General features: G+C 55.8%; 20 protein-coding genes. 11 read left to right on the forward strand and 9 right to left on the reverse strand.

The features are described from left to right. Positions 1-153: 153 nt before the first annotated feature. Together P1X16_RS03535 and P1X16_RS03540 are read left to right on the forward strand one after the other, a co-directional pair. Positions 154-1,098, forward strand: a complete 945-nt coding sequence (locus P1X16_RS03535) for an N-acetylornithine carbamoyltransferase (protein WP_277226404.1) — start codon at positions 154-156, stop codon at positions 1,096-1,098. 122 nt (positions 1,099-1,220) lie between these two features. Continuing rightward, on the forward strand, positions 1,221-1,538 hold the full coding sequence (locus P1X16_RS03540; protein WP_277226406.1) for a hypothetical protein: 318 nt from the start codon (positions 1,221-1,223) through the stop codon (positions 1,536-1,538). A gap of 137 nt (positions 1,539-1,675) precedes the next feature. Here P1X16_RS03540 and P1X16_RS03545 read toward each other — a convergent pair whose 3' ends face one another. After that, positions 1,676-2,611 (reverse strand): DMT family transporter, encoded by a 936-nt coding sequence (locus P1X16_RS03545; protein ID WP_277226408.1) that lies wholly within the window; start codon positions 2,609-2,611, stop codon positions 1,676-1,678. A 187-nt stretch (positions 2,612-2,798) separates the two neighbouring features. Between P1X16_RS03545 and P1X16_RS03550 the strand changes: the two genes are divergently transcribed. From P1X16_RS03550 to P1X16_RS03560, 3 genes are all read left to right on the forward strand, one after another. Continuing rightward, complete coding sequence (locus P1X16_RS03550) at positions 2,799-4,136, forward strand: replication-associated recombination protein A (RefSeq protein ID WP_277226409.1); 1,338 nt, start codon at positions 2,799-2,801, stop codon at positions 4,134-4,136. Between the two features lie 273 nt (positions 4,137-4,409). Beyond that, positions 4,410-6,164, forward strand: coding sequence for a signal peptide peptidase SppA (gene sppA, locus P1X16_RS03555; RefSeq protein ID WP_277226411.1), 1,755 nt, complete (start codon positions 4,410-4,412; stop codon positions 6,162-6,164). Between the two features lie 160 nt (positions 6,165-6,324). Then, on the forward strand, positions 6,325-7,143 hold the full coding sequence (locus tag P1X16_RS03560; RefSeq protein WP_277226413.1) for a purine-nucleoside phosphorylase: 819 nt from the start codon (positions 6,325-6,327) through the stop codon (positions 7,141-7,143). Between the two features lie 143 nt (positions 7,144-7,286). Here P1X16_RS03560 and P1X16_RS03565 read toward each other — a convergent pair whose 3' ends face one another. The 4 genes from P1X16_RS03565 to P1X16_RS03580 form a co-directional block, all read right to left on the reverse strand. After that, positions 7,287-8,129 carry a DUF4249 domain-containing protein gene (locus P1X16_RS03565; RefSeq protein ID WP_277226415.1) on the reverse strand — a complete coding sequence of 281 codons (843 nt, stop codon included), beginning with the start codon at positions 8,127-8,129 and terminating at the stop codon, positions 7,287-7,289. Between the two features lie 48 nt (positions 8,130-8,177). Next, positions 8,178-10,526 carry a TonB-dependent receptor gene (locus P1X16_RS03570; protein WP_277226416.1) on the reverse strand — a complete coding sequence of 783 codons (2,349 nt, stop codon included), beginning with the start codon at positions 10,524-10,526 and terminating at the stop codon, positions 8,178-8,180. Positions 10,527-10,635: 109 nt separating this feature from the next. Next, positions 10,636-10,944, reverse strand: a complete 309-nt coding sequence (trxA, locus tag P1X16_RS03575; RefSeq protein WP_277226418.1) for a thioredoxin — start codon at positions 10,942-10,944, stop codon at positions 10,636-10,638. Positions 10,945-11,173: 229 nt separating this feature from the next. Beyond that, positions 11,174-11,629, reverse strand: a complete 456-nt coding sequence (locus P1X16_RS03580) for a hypothetical protein (protein ID WP_277226420.1) — start codon at positions 11,627-11,629, stop codon at positions 11,174-11,176. A gap of 202 nt (positions 11,630-11,831) precedes the next feature. Here P1X16_RS03580 and P1X16_RS03585 point away from each other — a divergent pair, with 202 nt between their 5' ends. Next, entirely contained in the window at positions 11,832-12,164 is a 333-nt protein-coding gene (locus P1X16_RS03585) for an HNH endonuclease (RefSeq protein WP_277226422.1), read from the forward strand. A gap of 83 nt (positions 12,165-12,247) precedes the next feature. After that, complete coding sequence (locus P1X16_RS03590; protein ID WP_277226424.1) at positions 12,248-13,300, forward strand: DUF6687 family protein; 1,053 nt, start codon at positions 12,248-12,250, stop codon at positions 13,298-13,300. 36 nt (positions 13,301-13,336) lie between these two features. Here the strand turns inward: P1X16_RS03590 and P1X16_RS03595 are convergent, their stop codons facing one another. The 3 genes from P1X16_RS03595 to P1X16_RS03605 form a co-directional block, all read right to left on the reverse strand. Then, positions 13,337-16,771: an SbcC/MukB-like Walker B domain-containing protein gene (locus P1X16_RS03595; RefSeq protein WP_277226425.1), complete on the reverse strand. Its 3,435-nt coding sequence runs from the start codon at positions 16,769-16,771 to the stop codon at positions 13,337-13,339. Between the two features lie 510 nt (positions 16,772-17,281). Beyond that, positions 17,282-18,283 (reverse strand): glycoside hydrolase family 43 protein, encoded by a 1,002-nt coding sequence (locus P1X16_RS03600; RefSeq protein ID WP_277226427.1) that lies wholly within the window; start codon positions 18,281-18,283, stop codon positions 17,282-17,284. Positions 18,284-18,422: 139 nt separating this feature from the next. Beyond that, a complete protein-coding gene (locus tag P1X16_RS03605; protein WP_277226429.1) occupies positions 18,423-19,268 on the reverse strand; it encodes a phytanoyl-CoA dioxygenase family protein in 846 nt (281 codons plus the stop codon). Positions 19,269-19,613: 345 nt separating this feature from the next. Here P1X16_RS03605 and P1X16_RS03610 point away from each other — a divergent pair, with 345 nt between their 5' ends. Continuing rightward, positions 19,614-20,168, forward strand: coding sequence for a hypothetical protein (locus P1X16_RS03610; RefSeq protein ID WP_277226431.1), 555 nt, complete (start codon positions 19,614-19,616; stop codon positions 20,166-20,168). A 62-nt stretch (positions 20,169-20,230) separates the two neighbouring features. Further along, positions 20,231-22,528 (forward strand): GH92 family glycosyl hydrolase, encoded by a 2,298-nt coding sequence (locus P1X16_RS03615; RefSeq protein ID WP_277226433.1) that lies wholly within the window; start codon positions 20,231-20,233, stop codon positions 22,526-22,528. A gap of 94 nt (positions 22,529-22,622) precedes the next feature. Here P1X16_RS03615 and P1X16_RS03620 read toward each other — a convergent pair whose 3' ends face one another. After that, entirely contained in the window at positions 22,623-22,859 is a 237-nt protein-coding gene (locus P1X16_RS03620) for a hypothetical protein (protein ID WP_277226435.1), read from the reverse strand. A 354-nt stretch (positions 22,860-23,213) separates the two neighbouring features. Here P1X16_RS03620 and P1X16_RS03625 point away from each other — a divergent pair, with 354 nt between their 5' ends. Then, a complete protein-coding gene (locus tag P1X16_RS03625) occupies positions 23,214-23,576 on the forward strand; it encodes a hypothetical protein (RefSeq protein ID WP_277226437.1) in 363 nt (120 codons plus the stop codon). A gap of 63 nt (positions 23,577-23,639) precedes the next feature. Next, the gene (locus tag P1X16_RS03630) at positions 23,640-24,914 is read left to right on the forward strand and encodes a glycoside hydrolase family 2 TIM barrel-domain containing protein (protein WP_277226439.1); all 1,275 of its coding nucleotides are present in this window, start codon (positions 23,640-23,642) and stop codon (positions 24,912-24,914) included. Positions 24,915-24,923: the final 9 nt, after the last annotated feature.

Here is a 24,923-nt window from a genome sequence, read left to right on the forward strand (position 1 = left end):
AGGTAAGCCTGGAAGCTATTACACTTTCTTCTCAGCTTGCCCAATTGGTAGTTTCGTCTACGTGTGGGTTCCGGTTGAGCAGAAGTTATTCCTGGTCAAGAAAAGGGGCTAAAACACCTGCATCCAAAAACAACTGACACCTTACATTACCTCATGAAGAACTTTACCTCCTTCGCCGATGCAGGCGATTATAATGCCTTATTGAAGCAGGCCCTGGAAATCAAAGCGAATCCGTATGGTTACCAGCATATTGGCAAGAACAAAACCGTTGGGCTGATCTTCTTCAATCCTAGCTTGCGTACGCGCCTTAGCTCTATCAAGGCGGCTTACAACCTAGGGGCGCAGGCGTGGGTGCTGAATGCCGGAGCGGACTCTTGGACGCTGGAAATGGCAGATGGTGCCGTCATGAATGGCGGCACGCAGGAGCACATTAAGGAGGCTATTGCCGTGATGAGCCAATATTGCGACGTGCTGGGTGTGCGCACCTTTCCTACGCTCAAGGACCGCGCCGAAGACTACCAGGAAGTGGTGTTCAACAAGATTCTGAAATACGCCACCGTGCCGGTTATCAGCTTGGAAAGCGCCACGCTGCACCCGTTACAGTCGTTTGCCGACTTGATTACGGTAGCAGAGTTCAAGCAGAAGGAACGTGTGAAAGTGGTGCTCACCTGGGCTCCACACGTGCGGGCCCTGCCTCAGTGTGTACCTAACTCCTTCGCTGACTGGTTTTCGGAAATTGATTGGGTGGACTTTGTTATCACGCACCCCGAAGGCTACGAGCTGGACCCCAAGTTCACGAAAGGTGCCCGCATCGAGTACGACCAGAAGAAAGCCCTGGAAGGCGCCGACTTTGTGCAAGCTAAAAACTGGAGCAGCTACCAACAGTACGGCCAAGTACTCCAGAGCGACCCTTCCTGGATGCTAACTCCCGAACACATGGCCGGTACCAACAACGCCAAATTTCTGCACTGCTTGCCCGTGCGCCGCAATGTAGAAGTGTCGGATGCCGTTCTGGATTCGCCTAACTCTTTAGTGATTCAGGAAGCCGGAAACCGGGTTTTCTCGATGCAGACGGTGCTGCATGAGTTGCTGAAATAAGTGCATAATTCGGGTATTTTTTGGTGGTAACGCAACACCCGGTTGTTGACAGTCGTTCAAGGGCACTCAACGGAGTCTGACTCAACAGTCGGATTTCGGATAGTCCACCATAACCCCTTTTCATGAAAAAGCTACTTGTTCTCGCCGCAGTATTCGTAACCGGTATTTCTGCCGCCAACGCGCAAACTTCGACCACTACGACTACGACGGTCCCGCAACAGAGCACGACTACCCAGACGCAGCCTGCTACTCAGCCAGCAACTACGACTACCCCCGCTACCGCTCCTACCATGAGCACCACTCCTGCTACGACTACTACCGTTGAAACGCAGTCTAGCACCAGCGCTACCCCGGCTACTCCAACCATGCCAACCGACGCTGACGTAAAGTCGAAAGACAAAAAGAAGAAGTCTAAAGTAAAGGCTGATCCTAACAAGTAATTGCCTAAGCGCCTCGCGCTTAGCAAAAAGAAAGCCTGGTTGCCGTTGTGGCGACCAGGCTTTCTTTTTGCCTATGAAATGCTATTCCGCTTCAGTTGTGTGCGTAGCTAGGAGCGGCGCTACACCTTGGCGCGGTTTTAGTCTTGCACCGTTTCCAAGGGCATAGCGGCAGGCTTCGGTTGCTTGGATTTTCGGCTTACCAGGAACACACCGCCAAAGATTAGCAAGGCCTGCAAGGCTTTGGCTGGCGTGAGCGAGTCTTTCCCCAAACTCACGGCAATCAGTACCGCCAGCGCCGGTTGCAGGTAGATGTAGGCGCCTAGTAGGGCAGGGGAGGCGTATTTCAGTGCCCAGTTGTTTAGCAGGTACGCCAGAATGGTGAGGCACACTACCATGTACACAATAGCCGCCCAGATGCTAGGAGGGAAGTTGGCGTAGTCGGGAGTCTGGACTTGCTGCCAGCCAGCGGGAACCGCCAACACAGCCCCAACCAGAAAGATGCGGGCCAATACCGTGAATGGGTGGTACTTGCGCATCAAGGGCATCACGATAACCAAGTACGCCCCGAAGGCCGTGGCGTTGAGCAGAATGAATAAGTTGCCTAGCGTACCATCTTGACCAGCCACGGCTACCGGACCACTACGGCCCAGAATAATAAGCGCCGCGCCTGCGCCCGCTAGTACAATGCCTAGCAACCGAGGCAGCGTTAGTTTCTCACCGAGCAGCACCACGGAGGCCAGCACCGTGACGATAGGCGCTACCGTTTGAATGAGCGAGGCATTGATGGGAGTGGTGAGGTTGAGGCCCGAAAAGAACAGCAACTGGTTGAGCCCAATGCCGAGCACGCCACACGCCACCGCCCGCAGATTGTCGGCGCGGCCAATTATCCGGTCGTGGGGCGCCACAATACGGCTGATAATGCTGAAAAACAGCGTTGCCCCCACAATACGCAGCAGCACCAGTCCAAATGGCCCCATGTAGTGGGGCATTACATCCTTAGAGATACTATAGTTGGCCGCATAAATCAGGGCCACCAGAAACAGGGCCGCGTGCACCTTGACGGAGTTTTTCATTGCGCGTAAAGTTACGGCAGACGAGGTGCGAAGGCACAACAAATCTGTTTCGTGTCGAGTAGCGCCCGTATGTAGCCTTACAGGGCTTTTTTTGAAGTGAATTCGTAGGAATGGCAGCCTAAAAATAGAATTCTATCACCTCCGCGCGCCATCTGCCGTACTTTCACCACCTGAATTTATCTGCTCTATGTCCACCGGCTCCCTCTTCGATTCCGACCCTACACCTGCTTCCAATCTGCGCCCCAAAGCCGACGATACGGCTCCGCTCGCCGAGCGCCGGCGGCCCCGCACCCTCGACGAGTACGCCGGCCAGCAACACCTAATTGGTCCGGAGGGCGTGCTGCGCCGTTACCTGAACGCCGGCCGCCTGCCAAGTCTGATTCTATGGGGCCCGCCGGGCGTTGGCAAAACCACGTTGGCGCACTTGCTGGCCGAGGAGTTGCACAAGCCATTCGTGGCGTTGAGCGCCATCAATGCCGGCGTGAAGGACGTGCGGGATGTTATTGATCGGGCTAAAAAGCAGCGTGGTACCATCTTGTTTATCGATGAAATTCACCGTTTCAGCAAGAGCCAGCAAGATGCGCTGCTCGGGGCTGTAGAGCAAGGCATTGTCACGCTGATAGGGGCTACCACCGAAAACCCCTCGTTCGAGGTGATTCCGGCTGTGCTAAGCCGAGCGCAGGTGTACGTGCTGGAGCCCTTGAGCAAAGAAGTGCTAACCGACCTCGTCGATAAGGCGCTGGCCGAAGACGAACAGCTCAAGCAGAAAAACGTGCGCATAGCCGAGTACGGCGCCCTGCTCACCATCTCGGGCGGCGACGCCCGCAAGCTGCTCAACCTGCTCGAAATAGTAGTAGAGTCCAGCCGCCCCGACCCGAAAACCCACGAAATCATTATTACCGATGAAGTGGTGCAGCAACTGGCGCAGCAGCACTTAGCGCGCTACGACAAAGGCGGCGAAATGCACTACGATGTTATTTCGGCCTTTATTAAGAGCATCCGCGGCTCCGACCCCAATGCCGCGCTGTACTACTTGGCCGTGATGCTGGAAGGCGGCGAGGATCCGAAGTTCATTGCTCGGCGCTTGCTTATTCTGGCCTCCGAGGACGTGGGCATGGCCAACCCCAACGCCCTGATGCTAGCCAATAGCTGCTTCCAGGCCGTCACGGTGATTGGTATGCCAGAGGGCGACATTATTCTGGGGCAGACGGTGGTGTATCTGGCCACTTCGCCCAAGAGCAACGCCAGCTACAAGGCCATCCGGGAGGCGCGGGCGCTAGTGCGGCAGCAAGGTGTGCAACCAGTCCCGATTCCGCTGCGCAACGCGCCCACCAAACTCATGAAAGACCTCGGCTACGGCGGTCAGTATCAGTATTCGCACGACTATCCCGGCAACTTCGCCTACCAAGAGTTCATGCCCGAGCAACTCAGTGGCACCACATTCTACCATCCCGGCCACAACCCCGCTGAAACGAAGATTCAGGACCGCCTGCGCCAGTTGTGGGGCGAGAAGTACGGGTATTAATAGCTAGAAAGTTGCCTCTAAACTAGCCTGCCAAGAACCCGCAGACCTTTTTGCAGCTTACTTGTAATGAGGAAAACACTTCGGCGATAGATGCTTCAATCAATAGGCGTCAGGTCAAGCCGGGCGTCCTGAAATTTCGCTTGGCTACTCACTAGTTCAGGCGGCCCGAATGAATAACTTGCTCGCCAGTGTTGTTCCAGTAAAGGCAAATGCAACCTGCTACGTCTGCCTTTGCGTCATTCGCTTTCCATCAGTTAATCTGTTCTTTTTTTCATGCGACAATTCTTTAAGTACGTGCTGGCCACCATCACCGGCATTTTCATATTAGGCCTGCTTGGGTTGGTGTTGCTGGTGGGCTTTGTAGCCGCGCTGGCTTCCTCCGACAAGGAAGTGACCGTAGCAAGCGACTCGGTGCTGGAACTGAAGCTCGACCGGCCCATTGCCGAGCGCGAAAGCCGTGATTCCTTCGGTTCCGCGTTCAGCAACCAAGCCGACAACATTGGGTTAGACCAACTCAAAGCCACTATCCGCCGGGCCAAGGCCGATGGCGACATCAAAGGCATTTTCCTGAACGTGGAGTTGGTGCAGGCCGGCATGGCGTCGCTGGAGGAAGTGCGCGACGCGCTAATCGACTTCAAGAAGTCGGGCAAGTTCATTGTGGCGTATGCCGATGCCGCGTCCGAGAAAAGCTACTACCTGACTTCCGTAGCCAACCGCATCTATCTCAATCCGCAGGGCACACTGGAGTTCAATGGCCTGAGCTCGGAGACGATGTACTACAAAAACCTGTTCGACAAGGCCGGTATTCAGCCACAGATCTTCCGGGTTGGTTCGTTTAAAAGCGCTGTAGAGCCGTTTTTCCGCGAGAATATGTCCGACTCGGCCCGCCTGCAAACTTCGTCGTTCCTGAATTCCATCAACAATTTCACGCTCGGCAATGTGGCCACGGCCCGTAAGATTGCGCCCGCACGTCTCAAGGTCATTTCCGATTCCATGCTCGTGCACAACGCCGACGATGCCAAGCGTCTCGGCCTCGTCACACACCTCGGCTACTACGACCAAGCCCTCGACTACATGAAAGGCAAGCTCGGCGTGGAAAAAGACGACAAGCTCAGCCTCGTAAACCTCGGCGACTACAGCCAAACCGACGATGAAGAGAACAGCAGCAGCAACCGCATTGCCGTGGTGTATGCCGATGGCGACATCGTGACCGGCAAGGGCGGCAACGACAACATCGGTAGCACCCGTTTCGCGGAAGCCATCCGCAAAGCCCGCCTCGACGATAAGGTGAAGGCCGTAGTGCTACGTGTAAACTCGCCCGGCGGCTCCTCGTTGGCTTCCGACATTATCTACCGCGAGGTGATGCTCACCAAGAAGGTGAAGCCCATTGTGTGCTCGATGTCGGATGTGGCGGCTAGTGGCGGCTACTTCATTGCCATGGGCTGCGACACCATTGTGGCGCACCCGAATACCATTACGGGCAGCATTGGCGTGTTTGGCGTGTTGCCCAACATCGAGCCGCTGCTACGCGACAAGCTAGGCATCACTACAGACCGCGTAACAACCGGCAAGTTCTCGGACTTCCCCACCGTGACGCGGGCCCTCACGCCTTTCGAGAAAACGCAGTTCCAAAACGAAATCAACCGCATCTACGCCGACTTCACCACCAAAGCGGCCCAAGGCCGTCACATGCCGGTTGAGCGTTTGCGCGGCTATGCTTCTGGCCGGGTATGGTCGGGTTCGGAAGCTAAGGCCCGGGGCTTGGTTGACGTGCTAGGTTCGTACGACGATGCTTTGCGCATTGCGGCTCGCCGGGCTAAGCTCAAGGAAGGCGACTACCGCATCCAGAAGCTGCCGCGCCAGAAAACCTTCGCCGAATCTATCTTCAGCGGCTTCAGTGAAGAAGCCAAGCTGCGCCTCGTGAAGGAAGAAATGGGTCCGATGTACCCCGTGTATCAGCAGTACAAAAAGCTCTCGGAAATGAAAGGCGCCCAAATGCGCATGCCGTTCGAGGTTAACATTCAGTAACACATCAGTAAAAAACCGGTTGTCATCCTGAGCTTGCGAAGGATCTTATGCCATCAGTACGAATAGTCGTTTCAACGATTTCGCGCTGCGGGCAGAAGGTCCTTCGCAAGCTCAGGATGACAACTTTTATTGTTTAAAGCTTAACAAGAGAGCCGATTACATGCAGCAACTTCACCAAGCCGCCGACTACCTCCGCCAACGCCTTCATGACTTCACGCCTGAGTTTGGCATCATCCTCGGTACCGGCCTTGGGGCCTTGGTCAAGGATCTGACCATCCACCACACGTTTCCTTACGCCGAGATTCCCAACTTCCCGGTTTCGACGGTGGAAAGCCACTCGGGTAACCTGCTGGCCGCCGAGCTGGCCGGGCGGAAGGTGCTGGTGATGCAGGGCCGTTTTCATTACTACGAAGGCTACAGCATGGAGCAAGTGGTGCTGCCGGTCCGCGTGATGAAGCTGCTGGGTATCCGGAAGCTGTTTGTCAGCAACGCCGCTGGTGGCTTGCACCCCGACATGGAGTACTCGGATTTGATGCTGCTCGAAGACCACATCAACCTGCAGCCCACCAACCCACTAGTCGGCAAAAACCTCGACGAGCTAGGCCCCCGCTTCCCCGACATGCTAGAGCCCTACGATGCTACCCTGCTGCAACAAGCCGAGGAAGCCGCCCGTACCCTCGGCTTCGCCGATAAAGTGCGGCGCGGTGTGTACGCCAGCCTGCCCGGGCCCATGCTCGAAACGCCCGCCGAATACCGCTACCTGCGCACCATCGGCGCCGACGCGGTGGGCATGAGCACGGTGCCCGAAGTTATTGCGGCAGTGCATATGGGTTTGCCCGTGCTGGCTATTTCCGTTGTTACTGACTTATGCTCGCCTGGCAAGCTCAAGCGCGTGGCTATAGCCGATATCCTGCGCGTAGCCGCCGATGCTGAGCCCCGCCTTACCGCCTTGCTACGAGCCGTAATCCAGATGCAGTAAGGATACTTACTGCCGCACCTGCGTACCAGAGGCACCAACAGAAAAGCCCGTTCCAAAGTTGGAAAGGGCTTTTCTGTTGATGGACTATGCAAAGGCTGATATTTCCGCTATTCCTCTGAGTAGCCCGTAGCGCAGCTAAACACTTATCGTATGTAGAGGCGTTTTCGCTCGTAGCTAAGCACCGTAAACACGCCAACGCCGCCTTCTACTGTGCTTTTTATGGCTGATGGCTGTGAGAATGGATTGCCGTTGGCGTTGCGCGCATCATTCACCGACTGCCGAAATAAATAGTAGGGCCGGTCGAAGTGGTAGAGCGTTACGTACAGCCGGTCGCCGGGGTCGAAGATGTAGCTGGTGCCGAGCGTGAAGTTAGTGCCGTCGTTAAGGCGGTCGTCCACATCGTAATCGAGCACGGGGTCGTTGGAAATACTGTCGCGGTGGATTTGCAAGCGGTAGTAATTGCCCACACCCACGGGGTCCTTGAAGTTGGTGAGCACGTAGGCTTCGCGGGACTCAGGCGGCAGGTCGTTGTATTTGTATTCCAGCGAATCGATGGGAATACGCGCGGGCATGGTAGCCGTGCCCGTTACGTGACGCCCTTTGGTGTCGGTTACATCTAGCTTGAACGTGTCGCCGGGGCGGGCTATTATTCGGCGTAATCCTATATGCGTGAAGGCCTTGCCAGTAGTGGGGTCATAACCAGGGAAATACTGCAACTGCTGTACTTGCCCGTTGGCTAACGTGATGCGGACCTTAACGTCTTCGGGAATGACGGGGTCGGGACTGGAAAGGTAGGGTACGGTTTCCGTCACCGTCAGGCGCGGGAGCTGCCCGTTTTCGAGGTAACACTCCACCACCAACTGTGCCGGCAGAACGGGCAAATCCACATCAATTTCCTTTTGTAAGTCGCAGCTGGTGAAGGGTGCCAACGCCAACAGCCACACTAGGCGCCAAGACAGTAAATGGTTTTTCTTGAAAATGGGCATAAAAGCAAAAGCAGATAGCTAGGAGACTGTAGGCCGCGCCGTCCGGGGTTAGAACTTGAAATTGTAAGTCACGGCCGGAATGACGGGGAACAAAGACACCTGCCGGGCCCGATACCCCGTGACAGGAGCATCGTCGTCTTCCTTTATTTGGTCGAAATACACGAAGTAGGGGTTGCGGCGGTTGTAGGCGTTGTAAACACTGAACGTCACGTCGGACTCCCGGAACCAGCGGTTGGGCTTCATGCGCCAAACCACGCCTAGGTCCAGCCGATTGTAAGAGGCCAGGCGAAAGGAGTTACGGTCGGGGTAGATGGGTACTGCCGCGGTTTCGCCCCCAAACACGTCTTGCACCGCAAAGCGGCCCGAGGGTAGGGTAGTGGCGTTGCCGGTAGTGTACACAAACGAGCCCGTCAGGTTAACCCGCTCGCTAAGCTGGTGCAGGATAACGGCCGTTATGTTGTGCCGCCGGTCATAGTTGGGGTAGAACGTCCGGCCTCCGTTGATGCCGCTGGTTTCGCGCTGCGGCGGAAACTTGCGCTTGCTCCACGACAACGTGTAGCCGAGCCAGCCCGTGGTGCGGCCGGTTTTCTTTTCCAGATACAGCTCGTTGCCGTAGGCCCAACCTTTGCCGAACAGGAATTCTGTATCCAGGTCCGGATTCACAAACAGCTGGGCGCCGTCCTTGAAGTCCACTTGGTTTTGCGCCCACTTGTAGTACACCTCATCGGTCAGCAAGTACTTGCCGTCGCCGAGCAGAAAGCTGATGCCCGTGGCCACTTGCTGCGAGCGTTGGGGCTTTACCGAGAGGCGGGAGGGATACCAAATGTCAGTCGGCAGCGTGGCCCCGGAGTTCGTGACCAAGTGCACGTACTGGTACATGAGGGCGTAACTAGCTTTCAGCGAGGTTTTGGGCGTGAGGGAATACCGTGCCGACCCCCGGGGTTCGATACCGCCATAGGATTGGGCACCGCTTTGAAAGCCGGTCAGCCGCAGGCCGTACTCGAACTGCCACTTGTCGGTGGGCTTGAAGTTGTCGGAGGCATACACGGCCGCTTCTTGTCCGCGGTAGTTCACATCAGAGCCGATGTTGAGGCGGCCGTCGCCGGAGCCGGCTTGCAGACGGCCCACCCCGAACTGGTGCGTAGTGGCTTGCACCCCAAACTTGAGGGCGTGCTTGCTATTGGGAGCATAGTCGAGGTCGGTGCGGACGGAATAGTCGCGAATGTCAGAGGCCAGGTTGAAGCTGAACTGGTCTAGCTTGTTAGTTACGTCGTACTTGTAGTCGGTGAGGGAGACGGTGGTATTGAGGTAAAGCCGCTTATTAAACACGTGGTTCCAGCGGACCGCCCCCACCGAATTACCCCAGGTGAAATTAAAGTCGAACCCTCCCTGCGAGGCAAAGCCGAAGACGTCGCGCCCGTAGTACCCACTCAAAAACACCTGGTCCTTAGGGCCGAGCGTGTAGTTGGCCTTGGCGTTGAAATCGTAGAAGTAGTAGTCGGGAATGGGGTTGTACTCGGGGTCGTCGTCGTTGAGGCTGTTGATTTTGCGCGTGAAGACGTCGAAATACGTGCGGCGACCCGAAATGATGAACGAGCCCTTGTCTTTCACTATCGGCCCCTCCACAGTCAGGCGCGACGAAATCAACCCCAGGCCACCACTAACACCTATCTTTTCCTTGTTGCCTTCGCGCAGCTTTACATCTATCACCGACGACAAACGCCCACCATATTGAGCCGGGAACCCGCCCTTATACAAGTCCACACTGGCAACGGCATCGGGGTTGAACACCGAAAACAAACCAAATAAATGGCTCGGGTTGTACACCAGGGCATCGTCAACGAGCACCAGATTTTGGTCGCTGGAGCCCCCGCGCACAAACAGGCCGCTGGTACCTTCACCGCCGTTTTGCACGCCTGGCTTGAGTTGCAAGGTTTTCAGAATGTCAACTTCGCCAAACAATGCCGGTAGCAACTTAGCTTCTTTGGCTGAAAGGCGCTCCACGCTCATTTGAGTGGTTTGCAGCTTTTGCTCTAGCGTGCCAGAGCCTTCTACCACCACTTCATTCAGCGTGTTGGTTGATTCCGACAAGCTAAACGACACCTTCTGGTCGCGCGTGAGGTTCAGCTCCCGCGTTTGGTTTTGGTAACCGATAAAAGAAACAACCACCTCATACCGGCCCGCGGGCAATACCAGCGTGTAAAAGCCTGCCCCATCAGTGGTAACGCCGGTGCCAAGTGCGGGTACCGTAACGGAGGCTCCGGGCAAAACCTCCCGGCTGCTGCCGGCTCGTACGAAGCCGCTCAATTTATAACCACCCGCCGACTGAGCCGAAACCGGGGAAATAAGCAGAAGATTGAAAAACCCAAGAACTAGTAGTAGAAAAGGAAACCGCATCCGAGGAAAGTATGAGCCAGCGCCAGCAAAGGTAGGCAGCGTAGTACCTAACGCCCTGCTTCACTGTATAGTTTGTAGCCCGGCTGTTCCTTTCCTCTTTTAGAAGCGCCTACCCTAAAAACGGTTGCACCACCTGGTTGAGCTGCGGCGCTGCCACTACGCCCGACTGCCGCCACACGGGTTGCCCTTTATGAAACAAAATCAGCGTTGGAATGCCCTGCACCCGAAACTGCTGGGCGGCTGCCGGATTACGGTCCACGTCTATTTTGATGATTTTGAGCTTGCCCTGGTGCTGGGCCGCTACTTGCTCGAGGATAGGCGCCATTGTTTTGCAAGGCCCGCACCAGTCGGCATAGAAGTCAACCAGCACCGGCATACCAGGGCTGTTGATGAGTTCGGAGAAAGATTTTTTAGGCATGATGAATAGCAGTTAGATGAATACAAACGAAAGCTCTGGTTCTTAGAACAAGGATTCCAGACAACAAGTCCAGAGGCTTCCTACTGAATCCTCTGTTGGCGAAACGCTACAACAGTAAGTAGGTACATACTACGAAACCACCCGAGCCCACGTTCCGAAACAACTAGGCCTTACCGCAAAAAGGCCCGATGCGTAAGCACCGGGCCAGTTGCTGAGTATAATTGCTGCATTATTTCTTTTTATCGACCACTACAGTAGTGACGTCGTTAGCTGTTTGCGGGAACGAGAATTTTCCGCCAACCACTTTCTTGCCTCCTACCTGGCACTCCCAAACATAGGAGCCTGGCAGCGCGCGGGCAGCTTCGCCCGTATCAGCTTTGAAATAGTCGGGCTCGGAAGGTTCGGATGGGAAAACCACGTCAATCCCGTTTTGGCCACCTCCAACTTCCTTCACTAGGATGTACGCTTTGCCGCTAGTGGTATTGGTGACAACGAACTTGGCCGAGTAAGCGCCTAAGGTGCCAAACTTATCCATCACGCCCAGTTTCATGAAGGCATCTGTAGAAACCATCCAGGTTTGAGCTTTCGAATCAGTAGGTGACAGCACGATGCAAGCCAGCCCTAACCCGGCAACCCGTAGCAATGAGGTGAGGCGATTAGGAAAAACAAGAGTAGAAACGCCCATGAGTTAAACGATAAAGTGATAAGGCAAAAAAAGAAGAGAAAAGTGAAAAATTTAAGGTCGTATTCGATTAAACCGTTCGGGTCCAACCAAATATAGGAGTATTTCGACATGGCTGGTAATGTAAGGTGCATTTTTTTCTCTACTTCCGAGAAACTACTATGTCAAGTCTAGATGTTTTCAACATGCTATTTATCATAGTCTTATGCGGCGACGTTCGATTTATAATTCCCAATCTGAATTAATTGCCCCAATTGCTTCGGTCAGCGGCAACTGCTGCGCTTTGTGCGAGCGGGAAGTGCAGCAATTGTCGCGGCACCATCTGATACCACGCGAGGAAGGGGGGCGGCACGGTCCCACTGCTGACCTCTGCCAGCCCTGCCATAGTAGTGTGCACTTGCTGCTCGACAACAAGGAGCTGGCCCGCCAGTATCACACTATTGAAGCGTTGCGTGGCGCTGAGAAGCTGCAGAAATACCTGCACTGGATACGCCGCAGCCGCGTAGAGCGCATTTCCAATCGGCGGGGAAACAAGTGAGTTTGGGAGGCAGCGAGAAGAGCTTAGTCATGCCGCTGGCTTAGCTTTGCGGCCTAGCCAGTTTCCTCTTACATCTTCTTGCCGTGCCCAAGCAGTTCGTTGCTTTCCAGAAGCTCCGCCAGCAGCCTACCATTGTAGTAGACAGTGTGGGCTTGGGTGCTACTCTCACGCTAGCGCATTGGCGCGGCGCGGCTACACCAGAATTCTTGCGCGACGATACCAGTGCGGGCTCGGTGCTCCGGGCACTGCACGCGCCCGAAACCCCTGGTATAAACGCCACAGCTGTCACGGCCAATCATTTTGATGTAGATGGCTTTGTGGGCGTGTGGAGCTTGCTGAATCCCGAGCTAGCCTTGCGTCACGAGCACCTACTCCGTCTTACCGCCACCCTCGGCGACTTCCGGGAACTGGATTGGCAGGACCCTTGCGCCGACCACGCCTTGCAACTGGTGTGCTGGCTGAATGCCAAGGAAAAAGAGTTGTTCTATGTGCCGTTTGGCGCGCCAGCGCTGCGCCGGCGCGAAGACGAGGCTTCAGCAGATAAATTCGAGTGGTTTTTGCTGCGCTTTCAGCACGTACTAGAAAATCCTGAGAATGAGCACCCGGTGTGGGAGCCGGAGTATGAGCGGGTCAAACAAGCGGCCACCGTGCTACAAGGTGCAGATGCACGGCTTACCCGGTATCCGGAAATTGGGCTGGTGGTGGTGCGGGCACCAGTGCCGCTGCCTTACTACGCGTTGTTCGGCCCTACGGCGGGCTACGACATGGTACTCAGCATCTACGGAGGGCAGCGCTACGAATTCGAGTACAAATATACCACCTGGATAGACCTCGAAAGCCGCCCTACACTGCCTCGTCTGCCACTCGACACCTTGGCCGCTCAACTCAACGCCCGCGAGCAAGCTCCGCACCGCTGGACCTTCGATGGCATAACCGATACTGGCCCTTTGCTGCGCTTGGCGGGCAAAAGCCTTGGCAAAGCGCAACGCTACGCCGACCCTGACCAGCGGCCAATTCATGCTTCTTCTATCGCGCCGGAAGAGCTAGAGCAATTAGTGGTGACATACTTCCGAGAGAAATACGCCGCTATAGAACCAAAACAGTACTGGACGTGGGCAGAAATCAAAGCTGTATAGAGGCAGCTTTGATAACGACTTAGTAGTTAACAGACGCTATAGTGCCTCTCCAAAGCCTACAATCTGCAACGAGCTAACGCCACCAACACCCTTGCGCACGTTGATCTGGGTGCTGACGCGTTCCTTCAGCGCTTCGACGTGGGAGATGATACCGATAGTTTTGCCACTGCCCTGCAAGTTCTCGAGAGCCGAAAGGGCGACATCCAAGGCATCAGGGTCGAGCGTACCGAAGCCTTCGTCAATGAAGAGCGTGTCGATTTGGGTGCGGTGACTGGCTAGTTCCGACAACCCCAAGGCCAGCGCCAAACTCACCAAGAAACTCTCCCCACCCGACAACGAGTTCATCGTGCGGCTGCTGCCGCCCTGGTACTCATCGACGATGAGCAGGTCGAGGTGCTCCTCTGGGTTACGCAGGATGCGGTATCGGTCGGTGAGGCGGTGCAGGTGGCGGTTGGCCAGGTCGGTGAGGCGGGCCAGAGTTAGGCCTTGGGCAAATTCACTGAATTTCTTGCCATCGGCCGAGCCTATCACGTCGGCTAGCTGGCGCCAGCGGCGGGCCTCTTGCTGCTGTTTCTCTAGTTGCTCGGCCAGGGTAGCGTGGCGCTCTTGGCCGTTGCGGTGGTCGTGCAGGCGCTGCTGCCGCTGGCCTAGCTGCTGATTAAGATTGGCCAGCTGCTGATTACTGGCACGTAGCTGCTGCTCTATTGACTCTAAAGGCTCCTCGGTAAGGGCGCGGGCTTGCTCTTGCTGAAGCTGCTGCGCCAAATCGGTGAGGGTTTGTTGGGTGACGGCCAGCGCCTGCTCGTGCCGCTGAAGCTGGTCGGCGAGGCGGCGCACCTCGGGGTCGGGGAGGAGCAGGGCAGTAAGAGCGGCAGGGTCGGGGGCGAGGCCCGCGGCGGAAAGGGCTGTTGTGAGCGTGGTGTGCTGCTGCTCCCGAAGCAACTGCTGCGTTTGGGCATCCTGCTCTCGCTGTTGCTGCTGGGTATTGGCCAGCACCAAAGCGGTTTCGTGTTGCTGCAGTGTCTGTTCGGCTTGCTGCCGCCGGGTTTCTGCTTGGCGCACCGCTTCTTCGAGCTGCTGGCGGGCCTGGGCTACGTCGGAGCCAGAGAAAAGCGCTTGCCGCTGGTGCTGCTGCGCCTGAATATCATTGTATTTGTCGAGCACCGTTTGCTTGCGGGCTCGGAGCCAAATATCCAGTTCCTTTTTCTGCCGCTCGGCTTCATCGGCGGCTACACTTACGCCACTTAACTCATTACTGGCTTTCTCGCGCTGCTGCTGTTTGGTGGTGAACTCTAGAATGCGCAGGCGAGCCTGCTCCATCAGGGCGCGCCCATTTTCATCGGAGAACACCATCCCGAAGTTTTCGAGCTGGCTCTGAATCATCATTTTGGCGGCCGGGCCACGTTCTTCGGCATCGGCCAGCTCGGCTTCTAAGTGCAGTACGGCCTGAGCGTATTCCTGCTGCTGCCGCGTGGCCGCTTCCTGCTGCGTAGTAGCCTGCGTAAAGTGCTGGTTGATGGTCGTGTGCTGGTCGCGCAGCTCTTTCATTTCCTGCACCAAGGCTCTTACTTCTTCGGCCGCGGCTTTCTCACCGGCTTCGGGCAACAGCTGGATGGTATCTGCTGGCACCTCCGCGGGCTCAGGGCCGGCTTGCTCCAGCATGGTAACATAGGTGTTGAGGCGGTTGAAGCGGGTTCCTAGGGCGCGCACCCGCTGGCTCATGTCTTCCTCGCGTTGCCGGTCGTGCTGGAAAGCATCCTCGCTCACGCCTAGCACCCCAGCCAAGTAGGGGTGTTCGGTAGCTCCGCACACTGGGCACGGCTGGCCGGGCTCCAAGAGCTGGCGCGTGTCGGTGTGCGACAAAATCAGCTGCTGCATCTGGAGGCTACGGCGGAGGTCGTCCCAGTGTTGCTGTTCTTTTTCCTGCTCGCGCACCAGGCTTGCCACGTGGTAGCGCAAGCGGTGCAGCCAAGCGGTGCGGGCATCGAGGGCAACTTGCTGGCGGGTGCTAAGGGCCTGCAAATGCTGACTGGCTTCGGTGGCAGCCTCTTGGTAGCGGGTGGCTGCCTCCGTGGCTTGGGTTTGGCGCTGGCGCGCCTCGTGCAGGCGCTGGCGCAATTGGCCTAGCTCGGCTTTCAGGTGCTCCCACTGCTGCAGGTTGGCCGATAAGTCGGGCAGGGTTTCGTTTAACTCGCTGATGTTGGCGTTTAGCTCCAGCCACTTCGTTAGCTCGCGCACTTGCTCGCGCAAGGTGCGGGTGAGGGTGGCGGCTTGTTCGGCTGTAGCTTTTAGCGCCTTGCACTGCTCGTTTTTTTGCTCGTACTCTTCTTTCGCCAACTGCAATTGCTTGTTGGCTTCGCGTATCGAGTTGTCTAGCTGCTCGGCCTCCCGCAGCTTGGGCTCTTGCAACTGGCGGGTAGCCGTGGCCGTGTCGTAGGCTTGCTGTGCGGTGGCGCGGGCAGCGGCAGCCGTGTCGCGGAGCTGCTGCAACTGCGGGAGGCGCTGCCGAAACTGCTCGGCCTCTTGGCGCAGGCGGGCTATGTGCGCATCCGACTGCCGAAGCAACGCCCAATCGGTGGCAAAGGGAGCTGCCTGGGTGTGCAAAGCCAAGCGCTGCTTCAGCGGGGTGAGGGTATCGGTTTGGGCCGTGAGCTGGAGCTGGCGGGTTTGACTTTCTTGGTGACGCGTGCGGAGTTCCTGCAAGCGCCGCAGCCAAGTCTGGGCATCCTGAAGCTTCTGCTGAGCACTAGTAGTTTCTTCAAGCTGCTGCTGTAGCAACTGAATTTCGGTTTCTAGCACGGCCACTTCCTCGGGCGAAAGCAGCACTACACCCGCCAGACCCGCGCGCAGGGTTTCCACTAACTGCGCTTCCTGCTTGGCTTTCTCGAAGGACGCCCGCGAGATATCAGAGTACTTTTTGGTGTCAGTAATCTTCTCGAGCAATTGCGCCCGCTCGCCTGCCGTCGATTTCAGAAACTTGGTGAAGTCGCCCTGCGCCAGCAACACCGAGCGCAAAAATTGCCGGTATTCAAGCCCGCTCAGCTCCGCCACCCGTAGCGGCACCTTCGACTTGTAGGTTTCCAGAAACGGCCAAGTTTCCTCGCCGTTCTCGGCTACGTGCCGCTCACTTAACTCCATACGCGGATCCTGCAGCTTGCCATCCGGACGCTTGCGGGCGCGGTATTGGCCCCACTTTGCGCGGTACTGCTGGCCGTTCACTTCAAACTCCACTTCGGCCCAACTTTCGCCAGTGCCGTGGCTCATTACCTGCTCGGGGCCACTGGTTTCGTGGCGTGGCACCTGCCCGTAGAGTGAGAGCGTAATGGCATCGAGAATGGTCGTCTTGCCCGCCCCCGTAGCGCCAGTTATGGCAAATAGCCCCGCATCTGATAGCGGCGACTGGCTGAAATCCACGGTGTGCTCCCCGCGCAGGGAGTTGAGATTGAAGAAGCGGACGCGGAGAATTTTCATTTACAATAGCTGGCTGAGAGATGAGCCAGAGGAAACAAGTAATAAAGGAGCCTCAAAGGGACGGTGTAGCTGCCCTACTTGATAAAGGAATCCGCTTGCTCGAAGAGAAAAACTAACTGGACGTCGCTACAACCTAAGCGAAAAACTAAGCTTAACCGAAAGCAAAGCTTCGCACTACGAAGTTACTGCGAAATAGCGGCACCTCGGCGTAGTGCGCTTTCTCGGCATTGGTCTTCAATTCAATATAACCCATCGAAAGCATGTACTCAACGGCTTACTCTTCTTAAGCCCACCTTATACCTCGCCAACGGCAAAGCCACCGTTTTCTAACGGCGTCAGCCGTGACGTGCAGACCAGGCGTATTGAGGATAGGCCTAAACCCACAGCCGGTTTAGTTACCATCGGTTTCAACATTCCAACAAGCTGAATGCCAGCTGGGCTAATGCTGCTGGAAAGGTGTCATATCATCTTATGAAGAGAAGTAAGCCGCTACTTAACTACACCTTGGGACTATTCTGGAGCGCCAAAATTGGGCAAGCCGTCCTCGTTCCAGGTAAAGGGCTTTGCGCGAACTTGGCGGGCCCAACCGGCTTGGCTACGGCGAGCAGCGTGGTAGATGATGTAGTCCTGCTGGTTGATTTCAACGAAGCAGGCATGGCCCGGGCCGAAAATGGTGTCCGTCTTTGAAAACACGGGCTGGGGCTCCTTGCGCCACGAAGCCGGGTTTAGCAGGTCGCCGCCCAAGTACGTGAGCTGACCTAGGCAATAGTCATCGGTCCAACTGCCGCTGGCGGAGTAGACAATAAAGATGCGGCCGTTGCGAGTCAGCACTTGCGGACCTTCGTTCACGTACGGGTAGCCCTGCTTTTCCCACTCGTATTCCGGTCGAGATATGCACACCCGGTCCGAGGAAATCGTGTAGGGGTTGCTCATTCCGGCGATGTAAATGTTTTGGCTGACGTTGGTAAATCCATCCCACCCTGACCATACGAAATACTTCTGCCCGTCGTCGGTGGCTAGTATCGTTCCGTCAATGGCCCATCGGTCGGTGGGGACGTCAAGTTTGCCTTTGAACTCGTATTCGCCTTGCGGGTCATCGGAAATACCCTCAAGGGCATAAAGTCGCTCTTCGCCGTTTTTGGCATTATAAAGGGCGAAATAGATATACCATTTCCCGTCGATTAGCTGCAGCTCGGGAGCCCATATTTCCACAAACTCGGGCGTGGTGCCTTGCTTGCCTGGCCATACCTGCACGAGCTCGGCGGTGGCCATTTCCGTTAAGCTAGAGAACCTGCTTACCTGAATGGTTTGCTTTAGCCTATCAACGCTGCAATAGTACAGGTGGCCTTCGTGCGAAATAACCCAGGGGTCTTCACCATCTTCCACCAACACATGCGTTTGGTCGCCACTTGGTGGCAGCGCCCGCGCGTTCTTTGTTAGCTCGTTTATTTCCGCTACGGTCATCGGCGCTAAATGCGCCTCTTGGTAAATATGGTCATCAGGTATATGCATGTCTATGCTACATCAATAGAGTGCAGGGGATAAGACTAGAAAAGAAGCTAGAGCGTTGGTTTTCCTTCTTGCTAGAGGCGCAATGGCATCTAAGAAGGGCAACGAACACTCTAGCTTATATTTCTTTCCTCTACAAGTCCTACGCCTCGCCCATCATCAACCCTTCAATAGTATGTCCTTGCTCGATAACCTCTAGCTCATCAACTATCCGGCACGTGAGGTGCTGCTTGAGGCTTTCGGGGAGGGTTTCGTAGAATGCTTTACTGACTTGTAGGTCGTGGCGCTCAGCGTTGTTAGCGGTGGGAGCATCTACGCCGAGTACCAACGCGGGGCGGGGCTTGTCGGAGTAGTTGGCCGTGCCGCGGTGAATAGTTAGGGCCGAACGGGCCGAGATGTCGCCCATCTGTGGCATTTTGCGCTGGGCACGCTGCTCGTAGCGGGGGCTGTTGGATTTGGGCGGGAACATGCCGTGTTCGAAATCGATAGGCAAGTCCCACTGCGTGCCGGGCGCCACCTCGAATGGGCCCATATCTTCGGTCACGTCGATGGTGGTAAGGTTGAAGGCCAGCGAGTTGAGTCGGCGGCCAATGATGGTGTCGTCGGGGGCAGGAAAGTCGCGGTGCCAGGGCTGGTTGACGGCGCCGGGATTGGGCACGTCGAAGCCGATTTCCACGATTTTATACTCTGGTCCGAGCACCGCCTCGCACACCGCCGTCACCCACGGGTGCGTGGCTAGCTCCACAAAGCCGCGAATATTTTCGGGGTGAATCTCGACGTAGTGCCGCTTAGGACCACGGCCAAGGGCACCACCAGGACGTTTCAGGGCATCTGCGTAGAGCACGGCAATGTCTTCGCCGAGCTGCTGCGCCCATTCGCGACTAAAGGCCCCTTTCAGGCCGATAATACCGTCGCCGTAGAGCCCGCCCATAATTTGCGCGACGTCGTAGGTGGTTTGGGTGGGATTTTTTAACTGCGCTGTTTCCATACTGCTCTGCTGTTAGGCTGTTTGAAAGTCAACCGAACTCCGTCCCGCATCAACAGGGGTACAAGAGAAGCCAGTCGATGTCTATTTCCTAACGGATTCAAAGCGTTTTTGGTGGCATCAGGTGCCGGAAATGCCACACTTTTGAATTCTTACGCGGTACTTGGCTTGTGTGTAGACATAAAGGAATCACTCGCCTCCTCGAAAAGTGACGGTACTAGGCTCTCTTCTGCATTACCTTCCCAATAGTATGCTCACTCTTGATTAGCCCGAGAAATCTAACAAATCGGCTCCGGTGAGCAATTGTTCTATTTCAGTGTATTGCTACTCTAACGGCAAGCTCAGGCTATGAAAACTAGAATCACACTTTTTGTCTTGTTCTTACTTGTTTTCAAGGTGTGCTGTGCGGCTGACTCTATTCGGGGTGATACTACAAGAATAGCTTTCGATAAGTGTTTCTCAAACATTCATCATTCTGACTTTGCACGTGCTTTAGGCTGCCATAATACATTTTATAAGCTGATAGGGAAGAAATATGTGTTAAGTATCAAGCTTGACACGCTTCCCCAGACTGGCTCCTGTATAACTGCTCAAGGCCCAAGAACAATACAGTATTTTATGGCTGCTCTTTCTGTTTATAAAGACAGCAAGGCTAACCTAAATAATATTTGCACTGATGTGACTACAGTTAACAGTGCAAGACCTGTTAGAAAAATTGTAAGCAAGACAGGTGAAATAGTAATTGGGGTCAGTAGTAAAACGGATTACTACGGCGAAGCTGCTGATGTAGTGAGTATCATGGTTAAACGGTTGATTTTCTATGATAAAGAGAATAATAAGAAGATAGAGATTAAGAATGAGATGTTTTGGAAAGTGGTGAATGTCCTAAATAAACAAGGGTAAAGATTAACTAAACGCACTGCTCCTTACCTTTCCAGCTTCAACTCCACTCCTGATTGAAGCTGATGAACAGACTGCTCCTGCCTGCCGCACTGCTCCTTGCGGCGCTGCCTACCTTCGCCCAAAAGCCGAAAGCTGCCGAGAACCTCGTGCAGTATGCCCACCCAATAGTAGGGACGGCGAAGATGGGTCACACCTTTCCGGGCGCAACGGTGCCTTTCGGTATGGTGCAGCTCTCGCCCGATACCGACACGCTTAGCTACGAGCTGAACGGCAAGTACAACCCCGACATGTACAAGTACTGCGCGGGCTACCAGTACACCGACAAAACCATCGTCGGTTTTAGCCACACCCATTTCAGCGGCACCGGCCACTCCGACCTTGGCGACTTCCTCGTGATGCCCACCACCGGCCCGCTGCAACTGAACCCCGGCACGGCCACCCAGCCCGAGCGCGGCTTCCGCTCTACTTACTCCCACGACACCGAAGTAGCCGAGCCCGGCTACTACAAAGTGAAGCTCGACGATCACAACATCCTCGCCGAGCTGACTGCCACCAACCGCGTGGGGATGCACCAGTACACATTTCCGCAGTCCGACCAAGCTCACCTGATTCTGGATTTGATGGCCGGCATCTACAACTACCCCGACAAGAACGTTTGGACTTTTGTGCGGGTAGAGAATGACTCGCTGGTGACGGGCTACCGCCAAACCAACGGCTGGGCCCGTACCCGCACGGTGTATTTCGCCATGTCTTTCTCGAAGCCCTTCACCGACTACGGCAGCCGCAACTTCTCTAAAAAACAGGTGTACCGCGGCTTCTGGGGCAAGTTCGACCAAACCAAAAACTTTCCCGACTTGGCTGGTGAGCAGCTGCGCATGTACTTCAACTTCAAGACCACGGCAGGGGAGAAGCTGAAAGTGAAATTTGCCCTCTCGCCCGTGAGCACCGCTGGGGCCCTGCAAAACTTGCGCACCGAAGCCCCCGGTTGGGATTTCAACAAGGTGAAAGCACAGGCCCAGCAACTGTGGCAGCAAGAGCTAAGCAAGGTGCTAGTGGAGTCGCCGAAGAAAGTAGACAAGGAGAACTTCTACACGGCCATGTACCATGCTTTCCTAAGCCCAACCACCTTCATGGACGTGGACGGTCAGTACCGCGGCCTCGACCAGAACTCGCACAAAGCGGACGGCTTCACCAACTACACCACCTTCTCGCTCTGGGACACCTACCGCGCCCTGCACCCGCTCTTCAACCTGCTGCAACCCAAGCGTAACGCCGACATGGTGCAATCCATGCTGGCTCACTTCAACCAAAGTGTGGAACGCATGCTGCCCGTGTGGAGCCACTATGCCAACGAAAACTGGTGCATGATTGGCTACCACTCGGTGCCCGTGGTGGCGGATGCCGTACTCAAAGGCAACGCCCCCTTCGACGCCAACAAGGCCCTCGACGCCTGCGTGACTACCGCCCGCACCCAGCGCTACGATGGCATTGGCGAGTATATGCAGCTCGGCTACGTGCCGGAAGACAAAAGCGGCTCGTCGGTATCGAAAACCCTGGAATACGCCTACGACGACTGGTGCATTGCCCAGATGGCCCAGAAACTCAACCGCCAGGACATCTATCAGGAGTTCAGCAAGCGCGCCCAGAACTGGCGCAATGTCTACGACCCGCGTATCGGGTTTATGCGCCCCAAGCTCGCCGACGGTACTTTCCGCAAGGAATTCGATGTGCTGAGCACGCACAACCAAGGATTTATTGAAGGCAACGCCTGGAACTACAGCCTCTACGTGCCGCAAGACCCCGCGGCCCTTATTACCATCATGGGCGGCCAGAAGCGCTTCGTGGAGCACTTGGACTCGTTGTTCACGATGCACTTGCCCGATAAGTTTTTCGCCGAAACCGAGGACATCACTCGGGAAGGCATCATCGGCAACTATGTGCACGGCAACGAGCCCGCTCACCACGCCGCCTACCTCTACAACTGGACCGACCAACCCTACAAAACCCAGGCGCGTGTGCGCATGATTCTGCCCAAGATGTACCGCCCCACGCCCGACGGCCTCGGCGGTAACGACGACTGCGGCCAAATGAGCGCCTGGTACATTTTCTCGGCTCTCGGCTTCTACCCTGTAGCTCCCGGCTCCCCCGATTATGCTCTTGGCAGCCCTGCTGTCCACGGCGCCACCATGAACTTGGAAAACGGCAAGACCTTCCGTATCACCGTCAAAAACCAAAGCGACAAAAATGTCTACGTGAAGGAAGCTCGCCTCAATGGCCAGAAACTCACCAAGCCGTTCTTGGCTTACCAGGATATTGTGAAGGGCGGCGAACTGGTGTTTACAATGGCGGCTAAGCCGTAATAGTAGAATGCCTTTAGGAATAGTCTAGCATCAAAAATCCCCGCCCCTGCCGAAATAGGCAGGGGCGGGGATTTCGCTGTTTCAACGAACGGGTTTATTCGTTACCGGTGAAGCGTGGCGTGTTGATGCTTTTGTTTTTGTTGCGGTTATACAGATACGCCGCGCCAGCAGCTAGCAGCGCGCCGCCAGCCAGCTTACGACTAAAACCTCCGGTGTTTCTGCTGATGTTACCTCCGGTAGCATCACCGCCAGTGGAATTACCTCCAAACAGAGCCGAAAGTAAGCCTCCCATAGTGCCGCTCGGTTGGCGGCCAGAACCAAATATGCTCATGATTGAAAAAGGAATTGGTGTGGGTGTGTAGCTATATAACGCAAGCGGAATTGGTAGGGTTAACATGCAGGAATAGAAGCCTGCACCAGATGGCGGGAAGAACAATACAGGCTACGCACTGTTTAGGTAGCAAACGGCCAAAATAGCCTCCCTTGAATTCGTCTGAACAGGCCTGTGACGGCTGCCGAATACGACGCGTACCGTATGCCTACAATAGTCTATAGCAATTGGGGCTTACTACACCTTATAGCCGCACTGGCGTCGTTGATTTTAGGGACTGCAGTGTTATTGCTGCCCAAGCGAAACAATCTTCACAAACGGCTGGGCTATGGTTACGTGAGTAGCATGGTATTAATGCTTGCTACCTCGTTTGCCATCTACCGACAGTACCACGGCTTCGGCATTTTTCACGTAGCTGCACTACTCAGTTCCGTTACGTTGGGCCTGGGAATGGCGCCCGTACTGCGGAAGAAACCAGTGCGCTCTTGGCAGCAGTTACACTACAGTTTTATGTATTTATCGGTGCTGGAGCTCTACGTAGCTTTAGTGGCCGAGGTATTAGTGCGGCTGCCTGGTCTGCACTTCTGGGAAGTAGCTGGTATCTCCCTGCTAACGGTTCTGCTACCCGGCACTGCTTTGTTTAACCGTCGGCGTAAGCAGTGGCAGGTGAGCGAGTCTCAAGCTCACTATATCCCAGCTGGGTCAGTGTACAAGTAAGGGCGCGCACAATATATTCGTGCTGATTAATTAAAATAGAGCCCTCACTCCCCGCATCTGTCCATGAAATCCCGCCTTCTTCTCTCTCTGCTTGCCCTGGCCACCGCTACTTACGCTCAAACCGGCCCCGTTAAGGTTGAAGTCAAGCAAACCGATGGTCGTTATGAGTTGCTGCGGGGAGGAAAGCCATACTTCATCAATGGCGCAGGCGGCGGGCAGTTTCCCGAGCGCATCAAAGCGTATGGCGGCAATTCCATTCGTACCTGGGGAACTGGCGGCGCCGACAAAGTGCTGGCCGAAGCCAACAAAAATGACCTCACCGTGATGCTAGGGCTAGATGTAGCCCGCGAACGGCACGGCTTCGACTACAACAACCCGGAGGCTGTGGCCGCGCAACTACAGAAGCTGCGGGCCGACGTGCTCAAGTACAAAGACAACCCGGCTGTGCTATTCTGGGGCATCGGCAATGAACTGAACTTGGAGTACACCAACCCCAAAGTTTGGGACGCCGTGCAGCAAATAGCCCAGATGATTCACGAAGTAGACCCCAACCACCCGACTAGTACCGTGTTGGCGGGCTGCAGCAAGAAAGAAGTGGACTACATCAAGGCCAAGTGCCCGGCGGTGGACATCCTTAGCATCAACACCTACGCCGGACTGGCCGCCATTCCGCAGCAGGTTCGCACTACGGGCTGGACCGGGCCTTACGTAGTAGCCGAGTGGGGCCCAACGGGCCACTGGGAAAGTCCCGTTACACCCTGGAAAGCCTCGGTTGAGGAAACCAGCAGCCAGAAAGCCGCCGTGTACCAAAGCCGCTACGAGGCCTCAGTGGCTAAAGACAAAACGCAGTGCCTGGGTACCTACGTGTTTCTGTGGGGGCAGAAGCAGGAGCGCACGCCTACCTGGTATGGCATCTTCACCGAGGACGGTAAGGAGTCGGAGGTGGTGGATGTGATGCAGTACTTGTGGAGTGGACAGTGGCCTAAGAATCGCGCTCCGCATTTAACCTCGTTTCGGCTCAACGGCAAGCAGGCCACCGACAGCGTGTACCTCCAGCCCGGCAGAGCATACCCCGTGCAAGCCACCGTATCGGACCCCGACAAAGACCAGTTGACCTACCGCTACGAGCTGCTGCCCGAAAGCACCGACCTTAAATCAGGTGGCGACCGGGAAAGCCGCCCCACCGCCGTTCCCGGCATGCTTCCGGCCAACGCCAAAGCCCAAACTACCCTCACGGCCCCCAGACGGGAAGGTGCCTACCGCCTCTTCATCTACGCCACCGACGGCCACGACAATGTAGCCACGGCTAACATCCCGTTTTATGTAAGTGGGAAATAGAAATTTACT

Source organism: Hymenobacter sp. YC55, assembly GCF_029433095.1.
In the GTDB taxonomy this organism is placed as follows: domain Bacteria; phylum Bacteroidota; class Bacteroidia; order Cytophagales; family Hymenobacteraceae; genus Hymenobacter.

Coding starts and splice junctions, on each gene's coding strand:
- P1X16_RS03535 (WP_277226404.1), top strand. CDS start 154: ATGAAGAACTTTACCTCCTTCGCCGATGCAGGCGATTATAATGCCTTA.
- P1X16_RS03540 (WP_277226406.1), top strand. CDS start 1,221: ATGAAAAAGCTACTTGTTCTCGCCGCAGTATTCGTAACCGGTATTTCT.
- P1X16_RS03545 (WP_277226408.1), bottom strand. CDS start 2,611: ATGAAAAACTCCGTCAAGGTGCACGCGGCCCTGTTTCTGGTGGCCCTG.
- P1X16_RS03550 (WP_277226409.1), top strand. CDS start 2,799: ATGTCCACCGGCTCCCTCTTCGATTCCGACCCTACACCTGCTTCCAAT.
- sppA (WP_277226411.1), top strand. CDS start 4,410: ATGCGACAATTCTTTAAGTACGTGCTGGCCACCATCACCGGCATTTTC.
- P1X16_RS03560 (WP_277226413.1), top strand. CDS start 6,325: ATGCAGCAACTTCACCAAGCCGCCGACTACCTCCGCCAACGCCTTCAT.
- P1X16_RS03565 (WP_277226415.1), bottom strand. CDS start 8,129: ATGCCCATTTTCAAGAAAAACCATTTACTGTCTTGGCGCCTAGTGTGG.
- P1X16_RS03570 (WP_277226416.1), bottom strand. CDS start 10,526: ATGCGGTTTCCTTTTCTACTACTAGTTCTTGGGTTTTTCAATCTTCTG.
- trxA (WP_277226418.1), bottom strand. CDS start 10,944: ATGCCTAAAAAATCTTTCTCCGAACTCATCAACAGCCCTGGTATGCCG.
- P1X16_RS03580 (WP_277226420.1), bottom strand. CDS start 11,629: ATGGGCGTTTCTACTCTTGTTTTTCCTAATCGCCTCACCTCATTGCTA.
- P1X16_RS03585 (WP_277226422.1), top strand. CDS start 11,832: ATGCGGCGACGTTCGATTTATAATTCCCAATCTGAATTAATTGCCCCA.
- P1X16_RS03595 (WP_277226425.1), bottom strand. CDS start 16,771: ATGAAAATTCTCCGCGTCCGCTTCTTCAATCTCAACTCCCTGCGCGGG.
- P1X16_RS03600 (WP_277226427.1), bottom strand. CDS start 18,283: ATGCATATACCTGATGACCATATTTACCAAGAGGCGCATTTAGCGCCG.
- P1X16_RS03605 (WP_277226429.1), bottom strand. CDS start 19,268: ATGGAAACAGCGCAGTTAAAAAATCCCACCCAAACCACCTACGACGTC.
- P1X16_RS03610 (WP_277226431.1), top strand. CDS start 19,614: ATGAAAACTAGAATCACACTTTTTGTCTTGTTCTTACTTGTTTTCAAG.
- P1X16_RS03615 (WP_277226433.1), top strand. CDS start 20,231: ATGAACAGACTGCTCCTGCCTGCCGCACTGCTCCTTGCGGCGCTGCCT.
- P1X16_RS03620 (WP_277226435.1), bottom strand. CDS start 22,859: ATGAGCATATTTGGTTCTGGCCGCCAACCGAGCGGCACTATGGGAGGC.
- P1X16_RS03625 (WP_277226437.1), top strand. CDS start 23,214: ATGCTTGCTACCTCGTTTGCCATCTACCGACAGTACCACGGCTTCGGC.
- P1X16_RS03630 (WP_277226439.1), top strand. CDS start 23,640: ATGAAATCCCGCCTTCTTCTCTCTCTGCTTGCCCTGGCCACCGCTACT.